At 54.6% G+C, this 18,269-nt stretch carries 17 protein-coding genes and 1 tRNA gene; 9 read left to right on the top strand and 9 right to left on the bottom strand.

Annotated elements, in window-relative coordinates; genetic code table 11:
- Window positions 1-60: 60 nt before the first annotated feature.
- From psb34 to SIB58_RS14365, 3 genes are read left to right on the top strand one after another with little or no spacing between them, the layout of a single operon-like run.
- Window positions 61-228 (top strand): photosystem II assembly protein Psb34, encoded by a 168-nt coding sequence (psb34, locus tag SIB58_RS14355; protein ID WP_066908527.1) that lies wholly within the window; start codon window positions 61-63, stop codon window positions 226-228.
- A 58-nt stretch (window positions 229-286) separates the two neighbouring features.
- Window positions 287-1,483 carry an NAD-dependent epimerase/dehydratase family protein gene (locus SIB58_RS14360; RefSeq protein ID WP_066908885.1) on the top strand — a complete coding sequence of 399 codons (1,197 nt, stop codon included), beginning with the start codon at window positions 287-289 and terminating at the stop codon, window positions 1,481-1,483.
- A 14-nt stretch (window positions 1,484-1,497) separates the two neighbouring features.
- Complete coding sequence (locus tag SIB58_RS14365; protein WP_067327117.1) at window positions 1,498-2,646, top strand: glycosyltransferase family 4 protein; 1,149 nt, start codon at window positions 1,498-1,500, stop codon at window positions 2,644-2,646.
- Between the two features lies 1 nt (window position 2,647).
- Here the strand turns inward: SIB58_RS14365 and mrdA are convergent, their stop codons facing one another.
- From mrdA to SIB58_RS14385, 4 genes are all read right to left on the bottom strand, one after another.
- Entirely contained in the window at window positions 2,648-4,453 is a 1,806-nt protein-coding gene (gene mrdA / locus SIB58_RS14370) for a penicillin-binding protein 2 (protein ID WP_066908533.1), read from the bottom strand.
- A 5-nt stretch (window positions 4,454-4,458) separates the two neighbouring features.
- Window positions 4,459-4,839, bottom strand: a complete 381-nt coding sequence (locus SIB58_RS14375) for a hypothetical protein (protein ID WP_066908536.1) — start codon at window positions 4,837-4,839, stop codon at window positions 4,459-4,461.
- An 18-nt stretch (window positions 4,840-4,857) separates the two neighbouring features.
- A complete protein-coding gene (locus SIB58_RS14380) occupies window positions 4,858-5,469 on the bottom strand; it encodes a hypothetical protein (RefSeq protein ID WP_067327163.1) in 612 nt (203 codons plus the stop codon).
- Window positions 5,470-5,636: 167 nt separating this feature from the next.
- Window positions 5,637-6,383 (bottom strand): hypothetical protein, encoded by a 747-nt coding sequence (locus SIB58_RS14385; RefSeq protein ID WP_074159324.1) that lies wholly within the window; start codon window positions 6,381-6,383, stop codon window positions 5,637-5,639.
- Between the two features lie 784 nt (window positions 6,384-7,167).
- On the opposite strand from SIB58_RS14385, the gene SIB58_RS14390 reads away from it, so the two are divergent.
- Entirely contained in the window at window positions 7,168-9,207 is a 2,040-nt protein-coding gene (locus tag SIB58_RS14390) for an acyltransferase family protein (RefSeq protein ID WP_067327120.1), read from the top strand.
- Window positions 9,208-9,862: 655 nt separating this feature from the next.
- Here the strand turns inward: SIB58_RS14390 and guaA are convergent.
- Both guaA and cbiD read right to left on the bottom strand, forming a co-directional pair.
- Window positions 9,863-11,449, bottom strand: coding sequence for a glutamine-hydrolyzing GMP synthase (gene guaA / locus SIB58_RS14395; RefSeq protein WP_066908542.1), 1,587 nt, complete (start codon window positions 11,447-11,449; stop codon window positions 9,863-9,865).
- 51 nt (window positions 11,450-11,500) lie between these two features.
- Complete coding sequence (gene cbiD, locus SIB58_RS14400) at window positions 11,501-12,673, bottom strand: cobalt-precorrin-5B (C(1))-methyltransferase CbiD (protein ID WP_067327123.1); 1,173 nt, start codon at window positions 12,671-12,673, stop codon at window positions 11,501-11,503.
- 53 nt (window positions 12,674-12,726) lie between these two features.
- On the opposite strand from cbiD, the gene SIB58_RS14405 reads away from it, so the two are divergent.
- Both SIB58_RS14405 and SIB58_RS14410 read left to right on the top strand, forming a co-directional pair.
- Window positions 12,727-13,878 (top strand): pyridoxal-phosphate-dependent aminotransferase family protein, encoded by a 1,152-nt coding sequence (locus SIB58_RS14405; RefSeq protein WP_067327165.1) that lies wholly within the window; start codon window positions 12,727-12,729, stop codon window positions 13,876-13,878.
- A 53-nt stretch (window positions 13,879-13,931) separates the two neighbouring features.
- Window positions 13,932-14,003, top strand: a tRNA-Gly gene (locus SIB58_RS14410).
- Window positions 14,004-14,420: 417 nt separating this feature from the next.
- Here SIB58_RS14410 and SIB58_RS14415 read toward each other — a convergent pair.
- Complete coding sequence (locus SIB58_RS14415) at window positions 14,421-14,666, bottom strand: hypothetical protein (protein ID WP_066908552.1); 246 nt, start codon at window positions 14,664-14,666, stop codon at window positions 14,421-14,423.
- A gap of 38 nt (window positions 14,667-14,704) precedes the next feature.
- Complete coding sequence (locus tag SIB58_RS14420) at window positions 14,705-15,022, bottom strand: chemotaxis protein (RefSeq protein WP_066908555.1); 318 nt, start codon at window positions 15,020-15,022, stop codon at window positions 14,705-14,707.
- A gap of 118 nt (window positions 15,023-15,140) precedes the next feature.
- On the opposite strand from SIB58_RS14420, the gene SIB58_RS14425 reads away from it, so the two are divergent.
- The 3 genes from SIB58_RS14425 to SIB58_RS14435 all read left to right on the top strand — a co-directional run bounded on the left by SIB58_RS14425 (window position 15,141) and on the right by SIB58_RS14435 (window position 16,567).
- The gene (locus SIB58_RS14425; protein WP_066908559.1) at window positions 15,141-15,656 is read left to right on the top strand and encodes an AbrB family transcriptional regulator; all 516 of its coding nucleotides are present in this window, start codon (window positions 15,141-15,143) and stop codon (window positions 15,654-15,656) included.
- Between the two features lie 63 nt (window positions 15,657-15,719).
- Window positions 15,720-16,136, top strand: a complete 417-nt coding sequence (locus tag SIB58_RS14430) for a DUF6554 family protein (protein WP_066908562.1) — start codon at window positions 15,720-15,722, stop codon at window positions 16,134-16,136.
- Window positions 16,137-16,141: 5 nt separating this feature from the next.
- Window positions 16,142-16,567 (top strand): hypothetical protein, encoded by a 426-nt coding sequence (locus SIB58_RS14435; RefSeq protein WP_231857104.1) that lies wholly within the window; start codon window positions 16,142-16,144, stop codon window positions 16,565-16,567.
- On the opposite strand, the gene SIB58_RS14440 is transcribed toward SIB58_RS14435, so the two are convergent.
- Window positions 16,522-18,030, bottom strand: coding sequence for a DEAD/DEAH box helicase (locus SIB58_RS14440; protein WP_067327125.1), 1,509 nt, complete (start codon window positions 18,028-18,030; stop codon window positions 16,522-16,524). The two genes, SIB58_RS14435 and SIB58_RS14440, sit on opposite strands and share 46 nt — an antisense overlap.
- Between the last annotated feature and the right edge of the window lie 239 nt (window positions 18,031-18,269).

The raw sequence follows: 18,269 nt of genomic DNA on the forward strand, positions 1-18,269 counted from the left end.
GACATAAAAGAGGTCGTTAAGCAATTGCACTCATAAGGTCCGTCCAGTCACAAAGGACCCATGCAGGTCACAACCGAAGACGGTGGACGTCTGAATGCCTTCGCCAAGGAACCGCGCATGGAGGTGATTGCCAAGGAAACCAGCCGCAGCAGTGCCTCCAGAGTGTTGATCATCAGCGGCTCAGTACTGGTGGTGGCACTGATGGCCCTGACCGTGGCGATCAGCTGAAAACCCTGTAGTAGCTTGCACCTCATTGGCGGCTCGCACGCTTCAGCAGGAGTTTGGGGTGAAAGTTCTCGTTCTCGGTGGTGACGGCTTCTGCGGCTGGCCCTGCGCCGTGAATCTGGCGGATCAGGGCCACGATGTTGTGATCGTGGACAACCTGAGCCGGCGCAAGATCGACATCGATCTGGAGGTTGAATCACTCACACCAATTGCGAACATCGGTGATCGCCTCAAAGCCTGGCAGGAGACAGGCGGCAAGCCCATGCGCTTCGTCCATATGGACATTGCGCATGAATATCAGCGCCTGGTGGATCTGCTCAACCAGGAAAAACCCGAAGCTGTGGTGCACTTCGCTGAGCAGCGCGCAGCTCCCTATTCGATGAAAAGCAGCGCAACCAAGCGCTACACCGTCGACAACAACGTCAATGGCACCCACAACCTGCTGGCCGCCATCGTGGAATCCGGCCAAGACATTCATGTGGTCCACCTGGGCACCATGGGCGTCTACGGGTATGGCTCGCACAGAGGCGCCACCATCCCTGAGGGCTATTTGAAGGTGGAGGTCCCCCAACCCGATGGCAGTCGCTTTGAGGAAGAGATCCTTCATCCAGCCAGCCCCGGCAGTGTCTATCACATGACCAAGACGCTGGATCAGCTGCTCTTCCTCTACTACAACAAAAACGACAAGGTGCGAATCACAGACCTGCATCAGGGCATCGTCTGGGGCACGAACACAGAGGCGACGGATCGCGACCCACGACTCACCAATCGTTTTGATTACGACGGAGACTACGGAACAGTGCTCAACCGCTTCCTGATGCAAGCGGCCATCGGCTATCCACTCACCGTGCACGGCACAGGAGGCCAGACCCGTGCCTTCATCCACATCCGCGACTCCGTGCGCTGTGTCCAGCTGGCCCTGGACAATCCCCCCGACCAAGGCGAACGGGTCAAGATCTTCAACCAGATGACCGAAAGCCATCAGGTGGGCGAGTTGGCCAACAAAGTGGCCGCCCTCACCGGAGCCAAGGTGAACAACCTGCCCAACCCTCGCAATGAAGCAGTTGAAAACGACCTGATCGTGGACAATCGTTGTTTCATTGAGCTGGGGCTCAACCCCACAACACTCGACGACGGTCTGTTGAAAGAAGTGGTGGAAATCGCCACTCGTTACGCCGATCGCTGCGATCGCAACCGCATCCTCTGCACCTCTGCCTGGACCAAAACCCAGGCACAAGCCATCGGCTCCGCCTCCTGAATCAGGCCCTTCCCTTGAAAATCGCCTTCTTCACCGAAACCTTCCTGCCCAAGGTCGACGGCATCGTGACCCGCCTCACCAAAACGGTGAAGCACCTGGTGGACGCCGGCGATGAGGTGATGGTGTTCTGCCCGGAAGGCTGTCCAGAGGACTACATGGGTGCCCGCCTGATCGGTGTGCCCGCGATGCCTCTGCCGCTCTATCCGGAGCTGAAGCTGGCTCTTCCGCGGCCGGCTGTATCCGAAGCGATTGACAATTTCCAGCCTGACCTCATCCACGTTGTCAATCCAGCGGTGCTGGGGCTCGGGGGTATCTGGCTGGCCAAGACCAAATCCATCCCGCTGGTTGCCAGTTATCACACCCATCTGCCCAAGTACCTCGAGCACTACGGCATGGGCATGCTCGAACCACTGCTGTGGGAACTCCTGAAAGCCGCCCATAACCAGGCCCTTTTGAATCTGTGCACCTCCACCGCCATGGTTCAGGAGCTGAGTGAAAAGGGCATTCAGCACACCGATCTCTGGCAGCGAGGGGTAGACACCGAACTGTTCAGTCCTGAACTGCGCAGCAATGCCATGCGTCATCGCCTCACTGGTGATCAAGACGACCGCGGTGCTCTGCTGCTCTACGTGGGCCGGCTCTCCGCCGAGAAGCAGATCGAGCGCATCAAACCCGTGCTCGAAGCACTTCCCGATGCTCGTCTGGCGCTGGTCGGCGACGGACCCCACCGCCAGCAGCTGGAAAAGCATTTCGAAGGCACGGCCACCACATTTGTGGGCTATCTCGCCGGTGAAGAGCTGGCCAGCGCCTATGCAAGCGGTGATGCCTTCCTCTTCCCCTCCAGTACCGAGACTCTCGGACTGGTCCTGCTGGAAGCGATGGCAGCTGGTTGCCCTGTGGTAGGAGCCAATCGCGGCGGCATTCCAGACATCATCACCGACGGCGTCAATGGCTGTTTGTATGAACCCGACGGCACTGATGGAGGTGCTGCCAGCCTGATCACAGCCACGCGTCGCCTGCTAGGCAATGACATCGAACGCCAGTCGCTGCGGAGAGCTGCCCGGGACGAAGCGGAACGCTGGGGCTGGGCTGGTGCAACTGAGCAGTTGCGGGACTACTACCGCAAGGTTCTCCAGAAGCAGCAACTCAGCGCTGCCGCCTGAATCATGGTTTGCCGCGCGTGCGGTTCCAGACCTCCATCACCTTTTTGGCCATCGGCAGTGCGTGCACGGATCCTCCACCAGGTGTGTTCTGAGCGAACGCCACGATCACGATCTTCCCCTCCGGATAGGGCGCATACGTAGCGAACCAGGCATGGTCCGGTCCACCGGTACTGTCTTCAGCTGTACCCGTCTTGCCCCCGGCCGGTGGAATGCCAGGACCATTCAATCCGTAACCGGTGCCATCAGACACCACCTTGCGCAAACCCTCTCGGATCTTGTTGAGGGTGGAGGGTTTGATATCCACCTTGGAGCGCCTGGCAGGGTCAGTCCAGTCCAGCCCCTGATCAGCCAGATGAGGCGTGACCAGCCAACCACCATTTGCGAACACCGAATAAGCCCTGGCCAACTGCAGGGGAGTGATCTGCACCACCGACTGGCCGATGGAAGCACTGGCCATGTCCTCAGGAATCCACGGGGTTGTTCCGGGGTCGGCCCAGCCCCGACCCGCCGCCGCCCACGCTTCGTCACCCACCAGGCCCACACTTTCCTCCCAGCCGATCTCGATTCCGGTCTTTTGTTGGAAACCGAGTGCGTCTGCAGCTTTCTTCAGCGCAAGGGATCCCGAGCCAACACCAACTTGGTAGAAAAAGGTGTTGCTGGAAAAACGCAAGGCATCGGCATAGCCGATACGACCGAAGCCTGCACCGTTGTGATCAGGGAAGCAATGACCTCCGTAGGTAATGCAGGCGGTGGTGTTGAGTTTCGTATCGGCAGGAAACTTACCGGACTCCATGCCGGCCATCGCCGTAACAGCCTTCCATGTGCTGCCGGGGTCATAGGCATTCATGGACCGGCTGAGCAGGGGCTTTTTCGGATTGGAAAACAGTGCGTCGTACTCCTTCTGGGTGGTGACGAGCTTGGAAAAGAAATTGGGATCGAACGTGGGTTTGCTGGCCAGAGCAAGAATGGCCCCATTACTGGGATCCATGGCGACGATCGCGCCACCAGGCTTGTCAGCTAAGGCCTGCTCCGCAGCCTTCTGAAGATCCAGATCAAGAGTGAGCTTGAGGTCCTTGCCGGCCACCGAAGGACGATCCCCGAGATGACGCTGCACCTCACCCATGGCATTCACCTCCAGCATCTGCCCACCCCAGGCACCGCGGAGATGACTTTCATAGGCCGCCTCCACGCCGATGCGTCCAATGCGATCTCGAATTTTGTATCCCTTTTCAGCAAGGGTCTTGTACTCCTCCTCCGTGATTGGCTGGGTGTAACCCAGGGCATGGGCTGCCAGGGTTCCATGGGGGTAGAAGCGCAGAATGTCCACATCCACCTGGGCACCCTTCAATCCCAGCGACTGCTCACGGAAACGCAGAACCTGTTCAGGCTTGAGGTCCGTAGCCAGATTGATGCGATAACCGTCCCGCGCCTGTCCGCTGCCACGGCGCTGATCCAGCACGGCCGCATCAAGGCTGAGCAAACGGGCCAGACGATCACGCAGGTCGGGCCAGCTGGCATCATCCACCAAGCGTGGCTCAACATAGAGGGAATAGGTCAATTTGCTGGAGGCCAAGACCCGCCCTTTGCGATCCAGCAGTCGTCCTCGCGTGGGTGAACGAGGGACAAGGCGAATGCGATTCTCATCAGCCAGTTGGCGGTAGCGGGAACCCTCAAGCAGCTGAAGCCACACCAGACGAGAGACCATCGCCGCACTCACCAACAGCACGAGCGCCAGAAACACCAGTGGCTGCTGGCGCAAACCAGTTTGACGCTGACCATCTCGTTGCGAGAAGCCGGAACCCGCCATCCCAGTCAACTCACCTTGTTCATCAGCGCATCCAAGCGCTGGAGACGCCCATCAATCCTTTCCAGGACGTCCTGCAGCTGCAAAGAGTCTCCCTGATCCGAATCCAGCTGGACCTGCGGCTCCATAGGATCATCCACCTCCACCTGCACTGACACCACAGGATTGCCTAGCCCAGGGCTGATCTGATCCAAACGTTCACGGACCTCCCGTGCCGCTGCTTCACCCTGCTGGCGCAGATCACCAAGGGGATCATTGCCCCTGGCAACAGACTCCACCGCCTTGGCAGGACCATCGCTGCGGACGCGATCGACAAAGGCCAGTCCCATCGGCAGAACCTCCTGCATCAGCGCCAGGCGCAACGAATCGAGTGGTTGGCTTTCAGCCATAGAGGCAAGCCTGATGATTCAACGAAGTCCAGTCTGCTCCGCAGGGAGAACAAGTGTCGGACAGGCTGAACGAGATGATCCCAATGTCCAGCCGATCACACCTGACAACACAACAATCGCCACGATCGGTACCAAAGCATGATGCGTGGTGTCGAGGGCAATCCACTCGGACCAGCCGCGCCAGAAGCGATCGCGTTCGAACCGCCGCTTCTCCCTCGTTTGAAGTCGAGACCGCCTTCGGTACGACTTCTCCACCCAACGTTCGAAGGAGCGCTTTTTGGTGATCGCCATCTTGCGCTCGACCTCAAGCAGTTGGCCGGAAGTGAGCTCAGGGTGAAAGGTTCCGATCAGTTCCAGGCTTTTCAGGAACATCTCCACGGCGCCATCCTTGATCTCCTGATCTGTGGGATCAAGCAGAGGCCACTCCAACTCTGGATAGAAACGACCACGGTTCTGCTGGATCTGATCCTCATTCAACTGTCCGGGTTCTCGCAGCCACCGATCAGTGTTGCTGTCAAAACGTCGCCAGTAGAGGAAAGGGTTGATGTAAATGGTCTTACCAGCAAGCTGGATGCTGTCCTGCTGGAGACGTCGCTGCAGTTGTTGGTCCTGCTGTTGGGCAGCGGTCACATCCTTGATGCCGGGGACCAAGGATATCGGTGCTGGCATCGACCTACCAGCCCCCTTAAAGGACTCATTGACACTCCACTCTCCACCCAACGTTGAACGGCATAAAAAAGCGTTGGCTCTTTTCAAAGAACCAACGCCGAACTGATCCGTGCAACGAACCGTCTGACTCAGAATTGAGACAGTGCTCTCCACTGCGTGGGAAGAAGTTTGGCCACCAATTCAAACTGACCGTTGCCCATCGGCTTCACCACATAGGAAACTCCCATTGGATCGGGATAAATCCCATCAGGTGGCACCACTCCCATGGTGACTCCCTGGAAGGGATCATCATGACCAACGAGGAATGTATTGGTGCCTGAGGCCGGCTTTGCCGAAAGGAGCGGAGCCACCCTATTCGCGTATTCCTTGTAATCCTGAGGCGTGCAATCCACACAAGGCAGGAAATTCAGATTTGAATTTTTTGAGTATTTACCAAAGGCAAGCTGAGCGGTGTTGTAAGCACGGCAGTAATCGCTGGAAATCACATCGCCAACTGGAATTCTTGCGGCCTTAACGCCGCGACCAATCTCAACAGCCTCTTTTTTGCCGTCCGGACTCAGACGACGCTGCGTGTTGCAATCGGCAAGATTCAGATTTGGACTGACCTGATCACCCCAGTCCTTGTTGGTCCTTGCGTGACGCAAATAGATCACATATCCACCGCGGCGCAGATCGTTGGCAAGCTGTTTGGCACCTACACGATTAATGAAATCGGTGTTTCGCTGATCTCCGGAAATCGTCGCGGCGTTAATTTCGTAATCCTCAACAGCCGCTTTCGCCGAATGGGTGTTCGTCGCGATTGAGGCTGCCAGAAGACCTCCGGCGACCAGGGCCGCAGAAGCCGAAACAAGACGGATGTTCTTCAGGTAATTCATTGCAAAAAGCAATATCAACTTGAACGTAGACACAAGGCCACAACTGGACAAGTAAAATAAATTACATCAACTTCAGAGACAGGCTAGAAGAGACAGGCTAGAAGAGACAGGCTAGAAGAGACAGGCTAGAATGTATCAACGAGACTTTAATTGGCATTGATTTGATACACTAAAATCGCGTTTAGCCTAGAAATATATATATCGACCTCGTAACACGAATCCAATCTGACAGGAAATAATTTATAAGTCCGCCTTCTGGTCTTCATTTCCGGAGCAACACCGTCCGTGATTGTGTTGGATATAGGGTTGGATGGCGCTGGCAATCAAAGAGCGAAACACTAAAACTTTTAGCCTAACCACTTAGAGAGATTCTGGCCATGGCAACAAACCTAAACATAGCAGTGAATCACCTTTCTCATCGACTGAATTGGGTCAGCATTCTGAGATGGGAGCATGGCATACAAGGTGAACTTAATGGATGTCGAGACTAGGATCGATGGCCGAGCAACCACAACCATGGCTAGAGAAATAATGGAAAGACGCAAAACTCTCCAAGCAAATGGGTCATACCATGACGCCAGGCTCATCCTACAAGGGCTGTAGCGACTGAAACACCAGATCAACGCTAGTAAAGCCTGTTCAGTAAAGATACTGAATGGCCAGCAACTACAACCGTTTTTTAAAATAAATAATACCCCATTGATTGATGACAACCATTCAAATCATTTTCAAACGATATGCGTGATAAAATATAAGTTCCTATAAGCCCTCACTCTTTGAAGAAATGACATCGAGGGCGAGCGACAGTAAGTCTATTTATCAATCTAAAAGCAGTCGGTATCGACCTGAGATAGATGGCCTCAGGGCATTTGCAGTTATTGTAGTCATTATCAATCATTTCAACAAGGACATCCTTCCAGGAGGATACCTTGGGGTAGATATCTTTTTTGTGATATCTGGATATGTCATTACATCATCACTGCTCGGAAGACCTAGCAAAGATTTCAAGGACTTCATCAGTGGTTTCTATGAACGAAGGATCAAACGACTCGTGCCAGCATTATCAGTTTTTGTACTGATCACGAGTATTGCAATCTGCCTATTCGATCCATCACCAGATGCATCATTAAAAACTGGCCTGACTTCATTATTCGGCCTATCCAATCTCTACCTTTTAAAGCAGTCAACAGATTATTTTGCTCAATCAACAGAATTCAATGTCTTCACGCACACATGGTCCCTGGGAGTTGAAGAGCAGTTCTACGTCATCTTTCCCTTTCTAATTTGGTTTTCAGGATTTGGAAGGCAAACTAAAAATGGTGCTCGCAATCTTTTTCTGGCCGTTGGAGTGCTGACAATGACATCATTGATTGGATTTCTATATCTGTATCCAGTCAATCAACCGGCAGCATATTTCTGGATGCCGACAAGGTTCTGGGAGATGGCAGCGGGATGTCTGATCTTTATCGTATTTCACAGACATACATCCCTCGAGCAATTCCTTGCGAAGTTTCCACCACTTCTATTGGTTGCGTTGATGATCGGTGTGATGTATCGACCGATGTCGATGGCAGCATCATCGACAGTTGTATTGGTAGCTCTGTCATCCATCCTGATGGCGTCCTTAAAGGAAGGAACAGCCGCATTCAGAATTTTCACTAATTCAAAAGTTATTTATATCGGTGTCATCTCTTATTCACTCTATCTATGGCATTGGGGAGTACTTTCTATCAGTCGCTGGACCATTGGTGTCCACTGGTGGTCTGTGCCGATCCAGGTCGCCCTGATGCTGGGTCTGGCAATCGCTTCTTATCGATACATTGAGACGCCACTACGAACCGGCAACTGGCTTGGAAGGCGATGGAAGACCTTGACGCTTGGTGGGGGAGTATTGGTAGCTCTTTCCGGAGGTCTCTTTGCACTTAAAAAACCTTTGAGAGGCCAACTATTCGTTGGAAAAGAAACTTTTGAAAAAAGCACACCCTTTATCAAGGGAAAACAATGCCAGCCAAGAATTTCTGAATTGTCCTCTTGCTACTATGTTGATAACAAAAGCAATGAAACTCTTTGGGTCCTGGGCGACAGTCATGCAGGTGCTCTTTACATGGCAGCAGAAGAGACAGCAAGCATTCAAAATATGAATTTGAAGTTATATACAGCTCAAGGAACGCCTTTCCCCCCGGTTGGCCATTATAGAAAATCAAAAAAGCAACAAGATCTTCAAACGCTAGATGACTTTAGGTTGATTGAGGACACACTCAAACGACAATTAAAAAGTGGCGATGTTGTCTTACTATCTATGAGACTGCCCTATCACTTTGGCGGAACATATTATGAGCGGCCAGCCTCCGACTTCATGTTTCCCAGACGAGATGGTTCTTTTGGATCTCAGAAAGAGTATTTCAACGAGTGGGTCTCCTCAGTGAAAAAGCTTGCCGCCTTGGCACAAGATCGTGGAGCGATGCTTATCATTCAAACTCCAACTCCTGAATGGAAAAGAGAAAAAGCAAAACAATGCTCTAACCCAGATTTACAGTGGTTCAATTCACTTCAAAAAGAAACCTGTAACATTGAAAGCAGTTTTTTTAACAACAAAGAAACGGGTATTTACAGGCATTTATTCCGACAAATAAATCAACTATCAAAATCTCGCAAAAATATTCGACTGCTTGATACATATTCAATTGTCTGTCCAGAAAAAACTTGCAATTTCAATGATGGTAAAGTGGACATTTACCGAGATGACGACCACCTCTCTTATCAATGGGCAGAGGATATGCTTTCTCCTGAACTTTCAAAATTGATTAAGCAGAGAAACCAATAGCTATCTCAATTAATATTTCACTGCAATACTGGCCTTACTAAGCTTTGATGAATATCCAGAATCGATTCACCACCACACCAGACAGCCACAAAGAGCGTTGAGAGGTGAATGAAAAGGGGTTATGCAAACCCAGTCCAGGATCTTTCGCTATTTGTTCCACATGAAGCGAAATATTATGGAAAACTTACTGCATGTCGCTTTGCTAAGTTCAGCTGCTAAAACTTTCAAAGTCTTTTTTAATTCCATAACCCACACATCATCAGACTTCGCAAATATCGGAAGCATCGAGACCGCTAAATTCTGGCTGTCGACCACACCTTCCTCTAGCCGCCTCTTAGGTCATGTCGCCGTTCGTTACAATCATCTTCCTGCAACGAAAACTGAACTATAGCGACATCATTCTGCAATTCTTTTTATCAGAGTTACGCCTGCACTTAATCACACCGCTTACAGAAGACCAGTGGATGCCCGTAGTGGTATTCGATGAAATTTCAAAATCGCTTGGAGACTAATAGCTTGAATATACCCATTCCTCTGAGGAGAAAGTGACGAAATGAAACTTCAAAGCCGCATAATCAAAATACTTTTCAGTCAGTCTCAGATATTATGTTTGAGTCCATATTTAGGCGGTGCAAAGGGAATTTACCCCCCTGAACTATTCCCACTCAATCGTGCCAGGCGGTTTGCTGGTGATGTCCAGAACCACACGGTTCACACCTTTCACCTCATTGACAATGCGATTGGAAATGGTCTCCATCAGGTCGTAGGGCAATCTTGACCAATCTGCGGTCATACCGTCTTCACTGGAAACGCAGCGGAGCACAATCGGCCAGGCATAGGTGCGCTTGTCACCCATGACTCCCACTGACCGCACAGGCAACAGAACGGCGAAGGCCTGCCAGATGTCGTGATACAGACCGGCTTCCTTCACCTCTTCGCGCACGATCAAGTCCGCGTCACGCAGGCAATCAAGTTTCTCCGCTGTGACTTCACCAAGGATGCGAATCGCCAGACCCGGACCAGGGAAGGGATGACGACGCACGATCTCCTCAGGAAGTCCGAGCGAGCGACCGACTTTGCGCACTTCGTCTTTGAACAACTTGCGCAGCGGTTCCACCAGCTTGAACTGAAGATCCTTGGGGAGACCACCCACGTTGTGGTGGCTCTTGATCTTCACAGCCACTCGCTCACCGGTCTTGGGATCGACATTGGTCCCAGCACTCTCGATCACATCGGGATAGAGCGTGCCCTGGGCCAGATAATCAAAGGGACCGAGGCGACGGCTCTCCTCTTCAAAAACACGGATGAATTCGGTGCCGATGATCTTGCGCTTCTGCTCCGGATCTGTGACGTCCTTGAGCTTGGTCAGAAATCGTTGCCGGGCCTTGATGTACTCAACGTGAATATTGAACTTGCGGTCGAAGAAGTCCATCAGGAACTCAGGCTCACCCTTGCGCATGAAGCCCTGATCAATAAACATGCAGGTGAGTTGATCACCAATGGCCTTCTTGAGCAGAAAAGCCAGGGTTGAGGAATCCACGCCACCTGAGAGAGCGAGCAACACCCTCTTCTCGCCAACCTGATCGCGAATCTGTTTGACAGCTTCCTCAATGAACGTTGCTGTCGTCCAGTCAGGCTCGCAGCCGCAGATGTGATAAACGAAATTGCGGATCATCGCCATGCCGCAGGTGGAATGCACCACCTCGGGATGGAACTGCACCCCATACAACTGGCGCTCATGGTGAGCGACGGCCGCCTCGGGGGTATTCGCTGTATGGGCAAGACGCACAAAGCCCTCCGGAAGAGCTTCCACCGAATCCCCATGACTCATCCACATCGTGGAGCCGTTATCCACATTGGTGAGCAGGTCCGTGGGATCGTCCACCTCGAGCGGTGCTTTGCCGTACTCCGCTTTACCGGTGGCTGCCACCACACGTCCGCCCAACTGCTGCACCATCAGCTGCATGCCGTAACAGACGCCGAGCACCGGAATCCCCATCGACCAGATCTGTGGGTCACAGAGAGGAGCACCATCGGCATACACCGAACTGGGGCCTCCGCTGAGGATGATCCCCTTAGGCGCAAGTTGGCGTAGCTCTTCAACAGAGGTGCTGTATCCCAGCACCACGGAAAACACTTCGGTCTCTCGCACCCGGCGGGCAATCAGTTCGGAGTACTGGGAGCCGAAATCAAGAATGACGATTGCCGGCTGTCGCTGACCTTCAATCGGAACCTGGGACATCTCACACGAAAGCCGTGGAACGGTAGGCCGCGGAAATCGGCCGCCAATGGTTCAGCGTAGAGAAGGGCCTTGACCTGAATCAGCAGCCACGGGATGGAGTTGAACGCCGCAATGCCGAAGCATCAGTCGTCCTTCAGGGCCTGCCCAATGCAGCTGACGCTCGCGATTGAACAGGGCTGCCCCAACGTGCATGCCGGTGCAGCCATAGCGCTTCAGATAAGCCTCACTCCGCCCTTCAACCGCCTCAGCCACGGCCATCCAGAGCGCCATGGCCTGCTCGCGATCATGGGCTTGCAGCCAACCCCAGGCCTGTTCGATCGAGGCAGCTTGAAGCAGGGCACGAATGGATTCCAGACTGAGATCCTGCTGCACGGCCAGAGCAGCCAACACCTCCAGGCGTGCATCAGCGAGGTGGTGGTGGGTGTGAAAGATCCCTCCTGCCAATTTGATCAGTTTTCCGTGATAGCCGAGCACGAGCAGCTGCTGCACTCTGGATTCGGCAGCAGCCACCAACAGGGGCCCGATCCAGTTTCCTGACTTCAATAGCGGCTGCTGATCGGACAGTCCCAGCTGCTGCGCCAGATCCAAACCGTTTTCACCGATGACAAGCGTCAACCGACCTGCGAAACCGGTCTGATCCGTGAGCTCACGCAACCGCTCACGAGCCAACTGCAGCTGATCAGGGGAAGCACTGGTCTGCACCTCCGCCTGGGTGCCAATCAAGGCGAGACCCTCAACCACACCGAAAGCGGAATTGCTGGTTCGCAGTGCCAACTCCCGCCCACGCGGCAACACCACCTCCACGTCCAGGCCGCCCAAAACCGGCAACAGATCGCTGAGATTGAGCTCAAGCAACTCTCGAGCGAAACCAGAAATACAAAGTGAACCGTCTTGTTTCAGCCGACCAACGCCCTGGCCGGCGTGGATCTGCAATCCCTTTCTGGAGGAGCTTCGGCTCACAAGCACCCAGATCTCCAGGCCGCGGGTGAGATCCAATCCAGTACCGGGATCACAGATGCTGATCGCCAGTGCCTTCTGACCGCCATCCAGCAGCGATGCCGCATGCACCTCCACCCGACGAACTCCCTGCTCAGAAGGGATCCTGAGGTCAACACTCTTGGGTACGGCAGACCCAGCCAGTACAAGCGCCGCAGCGCGCGCCGCCGCCGCCACCCAGACAGGCAGAGTCAACCCGGTTCCTGAAAAGGCATGTGTTGTGGCGATGGGAGGCCATGCAGATCATTTTTTAGGATGAACGATTGGCACCCCTTGCGCCCGTGCAGGAAAAGCTCACCCTGATGATCCCGGGACCTACCCCGGTGCCCGAAACAGTGCTCAAGGCCATGGGCCGCCACCCGATCGGCCATCGCAGCAGCGAATTCCAGGCCGTGGTGGAACGCACCAATGCGCAGCTGCGCTGGCTGCATCAGACCAGCAGCGATGTGCTCGTGATCACCGGTAGCGGCACTGCCTCCATGGAAGCGGGCATCATCAACACGCTCAGCCGTGGAGACAAGGTGCTCTGTGGTGATAACGGCAAGTTCGGTGAACGCTGGGTGAAAGTGTCAAAGGCCTACGGCCTTGATGTGGAAGTGATCAAAGCCGAATGGGGTCAACCCCTCGATCCAGACGCATTTCGCAGCGCACTGGAAGCCGACACTGCCAAATCGATCAAGGCTGTGATCCTCACCCACTCCGAAACCTCCACCGGAGTGATCAATGACCTTGAGGCCATCAGTGGCCATGTAAGAGCCCACGGCACGGCCCTCACCATTGCTGACTGCGTCACCAGTCTTGGAGCTGCCAATGTGCCGATGGATACCTGGGGCTTGGATGTTGTTGCCTCCGGATCCCAAAAGGGCTACATGATGCCCCCCGGCCTGAGCTTCGTTGCCTTGAGCGAACGAGCCTGGAAGGCCTACGAACGTTCCGATCTGCCGAAGTTCTATCTGGACCTTGGCCCTTACAGGAAAACGGCTGCCAAAAACAGCAATCCCTTCACCCCAGCAGTGAATCTCTATTTCGCTCTGGAAGCAGCATTGGAGATGATGCAAGCCGAAGGTCTGGAATCAATTATTTCCAGGCATGCAAAGCACAGCAATGCCACCTTGGCAGCCATGAAGGCCATCGGTCTGCCGCTGTTCGCCGCAGAAGGCCACAGCAGCCCTGCCATCACCGCAGTAGCACCCGATGGCATCGATGCCGAACAGTTGCGTAAGGCTGTGAAAGAGCGATATCAGATTCTGCTCGCTGGTGGCCAAGACCATCTCAAAGGCAAGGTGTTCCGCATCGGACATCTTGGATTTGTCTGCGACCGAGATTTGCTGATGGCGGTGGCAGCAATCGAATCAGTTCTGCAGTCTCTCGGCCTGCACAAGAGATCCATGGGTGCTGGATTGAGCGCAGCTTCGGAAATCCTGAATCAGTGAGATGCCAGAATGACCGTCGAAAAACAGGCAAACTAGGGTAACATTATTAAAATGCGGGTGTAATTCAGTGGTAGAATGTCAGCTTCCCAAGCTGAACGTCGCCGGTTCAAATCCGGTCACCCGCTTGAATTGATTGATCAACAATGATCAGTAGATGATCAACTTCGATTACCCCAGCTTGACGTTGAAGCCCTGGGTTTAATCAGTTGAACCACCTGGGGCCCAACACTCCCAGCCCTGCGTTCGTGATTGAGAGCCTTCAAGATCAGTTGAGCTGATCCAGCGGTGTTTCCTTCACTTGCCTGGGCGCGAGCTTGTTCAAACCATTGTCTTGCGCGACTGAGCAGTTGCTCTCGGTCAGGCTCCACGGATTGAAAAGGTACAGGAGATTTCAACAACGCCGTCACAGCGACAAATAAACCATTGCATTAATATTAACAAATGACCGCGGAAAATATCAATCCATAAAAAAGCTCACATAAGAATTATGAGACCTCAAGCATGCATTTCAACAGCGCTCCATTCAGCGATCAAATGACACCTCAGGTGCCTGGTTCTTCGATATTACCGCCCAGGTCAGCAATCTGAGCACGCAACTGATCAGATTTGGATTGATCGCCGCGGGTGATGGCAACGGCCAAGGCGAATTCAAGCTTTTCAAGCTGATGACCACCCTCGAAGAAGCCGCTGGAGCCGGCGGACGACAATCCCGATGAGCCTGAAGCAAGGGAACAACGGCTCTTGCCGGCATTGCGAGGACCAGAGGTTGAGAAAGTGGTGGCTGCCATGGTTGGCTTTCTTTTTATTTTGCCACCTCCGACCAGCCTTACGCGGCCGCAGCCTCGTGGTCAGACTCACTCATTGAAGGCTGAGACAACATTTCAGCTGAATTGGAAACCGCATCCGAACAAAGCTCAGTGCTGTTCAACAACTCCTGGCAATCGAGCAGCAGTTGATCCACGTCATCCAGACGCTGCCGTTGTTCAGCCGGCATGGTTTCAGCCTCACTGCGCTGCTGACGCACTTGCAGCTCCAGGCTCTCCAGGCGCTGTTCAAGCTTGACCAGACGCTGCGAAAGGGCGTTGAGCATCTGGGCGACATCTTCCGCCGTACGAGTGATGCGGAAGGATACGGACTGAGTCATCCGAAGACGGGCGAGTGCTGGCCTGATGACAACACATGGGTGACCAAGTCTCAAGAGCTGTCAATCGAAGCGATCCCTCTCTGGCTTCAAACTGAGAGATCTGCTGCCTGCGGCTGCCATGCCTTCTCTGATGATCCTGCTGGTGTATGCCCTGGCCGGAACTGGTATGGGACTACTCGCTCTGAAAACTGGGATTCCAGCTGCACCGCTTGCGGGCGCACTGATCGGTGCTGCAGTGGTGAGCATGAGCGGGCGTCTTGAGCTTGCCGAATGGCCGCCCGGTACGCGCACTGCTCTTCAGATCGGAATCGGAACGGTGATCGGCACCGGACTGACGCAAACATCTCTCGAGCAGCTGCAAAATCTCTGGAAGCCAGCGGTGCTGATCACGCTCACGCTGGTGATGACAGGTCTGGTGGTTGGTCTATGGGCCAGTCGTCTGCTTGGCGTTGATCCTCTGATCACCCTGCTGGGAGCAGCGCCCGGTGGAATCAGCGGCATGAGCCTGGTCGGAGAGGATTACGGCGTCGGTGCCGCTGTTGCGGCACTCCATGCAGTGCGACTGATCACCGTGCTTCTGGTCCTGCCACTGGTGGTGAAACTGCTCACACCTCTCGGGCTTGGTAATTCCTGATTCCCCTCTGGACAGCCAAACACAAGCCGATACGTTGACGCAGATCGCCTTTTCTGTCCATCAATGGCCAGCCTCCGCACCCGCCTCGCCGTCCTGCTGCCACTGGCGGGGATGCTGCTCGCAGCTGCACCTGTTGAGGCGGCGAGCGCCGACTCCAAAAAGGGCGCTCAGGTGTATTGCTACATGCGCAGCAACGGCAATGATCACTCTGTGAGCTTCAAAGCCTCCTATGCCCTGATCAAACGTCAGAGCAGTGGCGTGTTCAAGACATCCCCAGAGCATGCGGCTGTGATGATCACCGAAACAGTGGTGGAGGAACCCGGCAGCTATCCGGATTGCGGTCGATATCTGGGGGATCTGTTTGGACGCAAAAGCTCCAAGAAGTCTTCAAGCGCCAGCAGTGCCAGCACAATCACGAACAGCAGCTCCAACGGTGCAACTTCAACGGACTGGGATGCTGATGATCGATACAGCTACTGAAACCGTTGACATTGCTTAGGCCTGCGCGAGCCGATTGGCGGTCCAGATGGCCGCATTCGCTTCTCCTGATTGGTGCTCTGCTACTCACGATCCAGGCCTGCAGGAACGCCAAGAGTCCCCAAGCTGTTTCAGCCGATGCCCAGGTGAAAGCATCCAGCTGCCTTGAAGATCTCAATTTGCAGCGACTGGACAAAGCCCTTGATCATTGCAATGCGGTTGTGGTGAGTCACCCTGGCAATCCAGTGCCGCTGACCGACAGGTCACTGATCCAGACACTGATGGGGCGTGATGAAGAGGCCTGTGTTGATGTGAGCCAGGCCTTATCCCTGCTCAAAGACCAGAACAAATCCAGAGATCCTCTGCTCGAGCACGAGCTGGACGTGCGTCAGCAATCCTGCAAACAACGGGCCACCATGGCTGGTAACGGCTGACGATCCACGCTGATACGACGTGGGCCCAGGAGCAACTCGATCTTGTCAGCCTTGCTGGCCACAAGACCATCCACAAGCTGATCGGCCAGACCAAGCTGAAGCCAATGGCTGGTCAGCCCGCCATCCATGCCGATGCGGTGGCAACGATCCTCCGCCTGGTCAACATCGCCCGGGGTCCAGGGCCTCTCCAGAAGCACGACCTGACGTGCCCGATGCAGTGTGAATCCCAACCCTCCGCAGCCATAGGTCGCCAAAAGCAGATCCGTTCCACCAGCCTGAAAATGATCCACAGCAGCCTGTCGCTGTTCTGGTTTTTGCCGACCGGTTAACAGTTCACCACCCAGCCGCTGCTGCAGGAGCTGAAGCGGTGACACGAAGGAGCTGAACAGCACGATCGCCTGACCATCAACACGCAACTGCTCCACCAGCGCCTGAGCAGCTGGAAGCTTGAATTCCGCCGCAATCATGCGCAGGGAGGTGAGCACGGCAAGTGATTCAGCATCCGAACGCACTTCACCGATCTGCACACGGCGGCGATAGTCCTCCACCACAAGACGCAGGCGGTGATCGAATCCAAGCGCCTGATCAGCAGCCAGTGAAACGCCATGGCAGCGACGCTGCTTGGCTGGAAGACCCAGCACCTGCTGCTTGCGTCGATGCAGAATCAATGGCCGGGTGAGGCGCCGCAACTCCTCCAGACGACTTGCACCATCAGCACGCCAACGGCGCCGACCACCCTGCTCACTCCAGTGTCCCTGGCAAAAAATCTCCTCAAATGAACGCTGATCGCGAGCCAGTGGATGATCCATGGCAGCCAGCAGAGGAAAAAACTGAATCGGTCGACCATTGCGGACGGGTGTGCCCGTGAGCATCCAGACCGCCCGCAGCCGCGGATGGCGGGCCAAGCGCAACAGGGCCTGGGTCCGCTGAGCCTGGAGTGACTGGGCGTAATGGGCTTCATCAACCACGAGAAGTGTTCCCGCTTCCGGAAGGTCGCCCGGTAAGCGGGCCCAGCTGTGCAGTGTGCACTCGAGATCAAGAGACTTCGCTTCACGCTGCCAGTGCGGGTGAAGTCCCACAGGAGCGATCACCATCAGGCGCAGAGGCACTACACGCAGCAAGGCGCGAGCCGCCAGAAGGGATGTGAGCGTCTTTCCCAAACCCATCTCATCAGCCAACAAGGCTCCACGACGAGCCAGCAGCCAGCGCGCACCCGAGCGTTGATGAGGAAGCGGTGTACGACCATCAGAAAGAGGCCGATCCAGGTCGGCACTGGCCATCAGCTCCCGGTGATGAGGAAGAGGCGGCAGTGGATGACGGTGCCAGTCCAGCCAACGCACCAGTTCCTCTTCAACCCGAAAACGTGAGCCCAAACGGTCGAGCAGGCACTCTGCTGCGGCCAGGGGAAATTCCCAGCCATGCTTCGAGCCTTTCCAGAGTCCCCGAGGCCTGATCCGACCCATCTGCGCGTGGGTCACGGCATCAAAGGGGTAGGTGACCCTCACAAGTCCTGAAGGGGTGAGCCCAAGGCTGCAGCTGGACGTTGATGAAGCCGTAACTACAACTCAGCAAATGAAATTGTATTGCTTCTTCTGAGCGCCACAAGGGGCTTGAACCTCAAATATCACACTTGAAAAAGTGCCAAAAATGCAGCGAAGAACACATTGACGAACCCAGCGAAAGCGACAGAATTATCACAACC

This window comes from Synechococcus sp. MIT S9504 (assembly GCF_047497135.1).
In the GTDB taxonomy this organism is placed as follows: domain Bacteria; phylum Cyanobacteriota; class Cyanobacteriia; order PCC-6307; family Cyanobiaceae; genus Synechococcus_C.

What these genes read in the sequence shown, in the direction of transcription:
- psb34 (WP_066908527.1), top strand. Translation starts at nt 61, where the DNA reads ATGCAGGTCACAACCGAAGACGGTGGACGTCTGAATGCCTTCGCCAAG.
- mrdA (WP_066908533.1), bottom strand. Translation starts at nt 4,453, where the DNA reads ATGGCGGGTTCCGGCTTCTCGCAACGAGATGGTCAGCGTCAAACTGGT.
- SIB58_RS14375 (WP_066908536.1), bottom strand. Translation starts at nt 4,839, where the DNA reads ATGGCTGAAAGCCAACCACTCGATTCGTTGCGCCTGGCGCTGATGCAG.
- SIB58_RS14385 (WP_074159324.1), bottom strand. Translation starts at nt 6,383, where the DNA reads ATGAATTACCTGAAGAACATCCGTCTTGTTTCGGCTTCTGCGGCCCTG.
- SIB58_RS14390 (WP_067327120.1), top strand. Translation starts at nt 7,168, where the DNA reads ATGACATCGAGGGCGAGCGACAGTAAGTCTATTTATCAATCTAAAAGC.
- guaA (WP_066908542.1), bottom strand. Translation starts at nt 11,449, where the DNA reads ATGTCCCAGGTTCCGATTGAAGGTCAGCGACAGCCGGCAATCGTCATT.
- SIB58_RS14415 (WP_066908552.1), bottom strand. Translation starts at nt 14,666, where the DNA reads ATGGCAGCCACCACTTTCTCAACCTCTGGTCCTCGCAATGCCGGCAAG.
- SIB58_RS14420 (WP_066908555.1), bottom strand. Translation starts at nt 15,022, where the DNA reads ATGACTCAGTCCGTATCCTTCCGCATCACTCGTACGGCGGAAGATGTC.
- SIB58_RS14425 (WP_066908559.1), top strand. Translation starts at nt 15,141, where the DNA reads ATGCCTTCTCTGATGATCCTGCTGGTGTATGCCCTGGCCGGAACTGGT.
- SIB58_RS14430 (WP_066908562.1), top strand. Translation starts at nt 15,720, where the DNA reads ATGGCCAGCCTCCGCACCCGCCTCGCCGTCCTGCTGCCACTGGCGGGG.
- SIB58_RS14440 (WP_067327125.1), bottom strand. Translation starts at nt 18,030, where the DNA reads ATGGGTCGGATCAGGCCTCGGGGACTCTGGAAAGGCTCGAAGCATGGC.